This window comes from Ruminococcus callidus ATCC 27760 (genome assembly GCF_000468015.1).
Lineage (GTDB): Bacteria > Bacillota > Clostridia > Oscillospirales > Ruminococcaceae > Ruminococcus_C > Ruminococcus_C callidus.
Window position 1 is genome coordinate 1 of sequence record NZ_KI260370.1, and the last position, 1,567, is coordinate 1,567.

A 1,567-nucleotide genomic window follows, 5' to 3' on the forward strand; every position below is an offset into this window, starting at 1 on the left:
GAAACACCACGGAAACCAGTGCAGGCCCGACTACTACTTCTACCAACGGAACTACCACCGAAGTGACAACAGACACCACACTGGCAACCAGTGGAAGCACCACAGAAACCAGTGCAGGTCCGACTACCACTTCTACCAACGGAACTACCACAGATACCACAACCGCCAAAACCACTGTTACAACAGCAAGTGCTTCTACGGAAACCAGTGCAGCATCGACCACCACAACTGCCGCAGGAACGACTGCGGAAACGGTGACCGAAACCAGCACTACCGCGGCAAGCACAGTGACTACCGCAGAAACAACTGTCACAACAGCAGCTACGACAACCATCGAAGCAACGACTACCACGACAGAAAAAACCACTGTTGAAACTACCACAGAGGAAACCACAGAAGCCACCACGACAACGGAGGAAACGACAACTACAATTGTCACCACCACCGAACAGCCGGACGGCTATGTGATCCGCAAGTGTGACGTGGGCGGCAATGAGATCGGCGGAGCATCTCTGAACATTACCGATCAGAGCGGCAATGTGATCGATCAGTGGGTATCCGAAGAAGGCGTATCGCATGTCTTTGCCGGAATCCAGCCGAACACACCGTACTGCCTGACCGAAACACTGGCTCCGGCAGATTACCTCGTTGCAGAACCGATCTACTTCCAGCTGAACGAAGACGGTACACTGGTACTGTTTGTTGGCGTCAGCCTGAATGAAGACGGCAGCTGGAGCGTGGAAAATGCTGTGGTAACGGCAAATCCGGACGGCAGAGCCATTGTGATGATCGATGAGTACGTTGGTACTGAAACCACCACAACGGAAACTACCGAAGAAACCACAACGACTACGGAAGCAACCACAACTACTGCGAAGAATACCACCGCCGGCAACGGCGAGCATACCCCGTCCGTTTCCACCACGACCACGGCTTCTACGGAAACCACGACCGTGACTGGAGAAAGCGGCACCGGTACGACCGCAGGCAATGGCGGCTCCGGCACAACAACAGCAGCTGGCGGAAGCCAGACGACCACAGTCATCAGAAGCAGTTCCGGTTCGTCTTCTTCCAGCAGCAGAAGCAACACAAGAATCTCCTCCACGCCAAAGACAGGCGAAGCATTGCCGGTAGTCATCATTCCGGCAGGCATTGCACTGGCAGCGGCAATCGTGGCAGGCTGCAAGCGTAAGAAAAAGTAAACCGGCTGTAACGGAACAGGTGAAATTGTTCTGATGCCGCAAAACCCGCCCCGACAGGTACTTCTGTCGGGGCGGGTTTGTTTTTGGGCAGTATAGCCTCCCCTGAAAGGGGAGGGGAACCGCCGTTAGGCGGTGGAGGGGTTCCTCCGTAAAGCGTAACTTCTAGTGCAGCCATGTCAAAACCGTCCGGCGAAATTCGCTCGTACCTCGCTGTCCGCCTGGGGCTTGCCAACGCCGATTGTTGCCTTTGCCTGTATCGGTAATGTTGATATTCAAGTGTTTTCTGGTGTAGGTGGGCGACTTTATTTCATACGGCGTTTGCAAGTTTATTTGTTTATCATCTTTCATGTACAACCGATTTCACA

2 protein-coding genes are annotated in these 1,567 nt (G+C 53.7%); both read left to right on the plus strand.

The window, feature by feature from the left end; all coding sequences use genetic code 11:
• Positions 1-1,202: hypothetical protein (locus RUMCAL_RS05975; RefSeq protein ID WP_040647250.1), on the plus strand; the 1,202-nt coding region annotated here is incomplete at its 5' end.
• A 165-nt stretch (positions 1,203-1,367) separates the two neighbouring features.
• Positions 1,368-1,567: hypothetical protein (locus RUMCAL_RS16230; protein ID WP_207636442.1), on the plus strand; the 200-nt coding region annotated here is incomplete at its 3' end.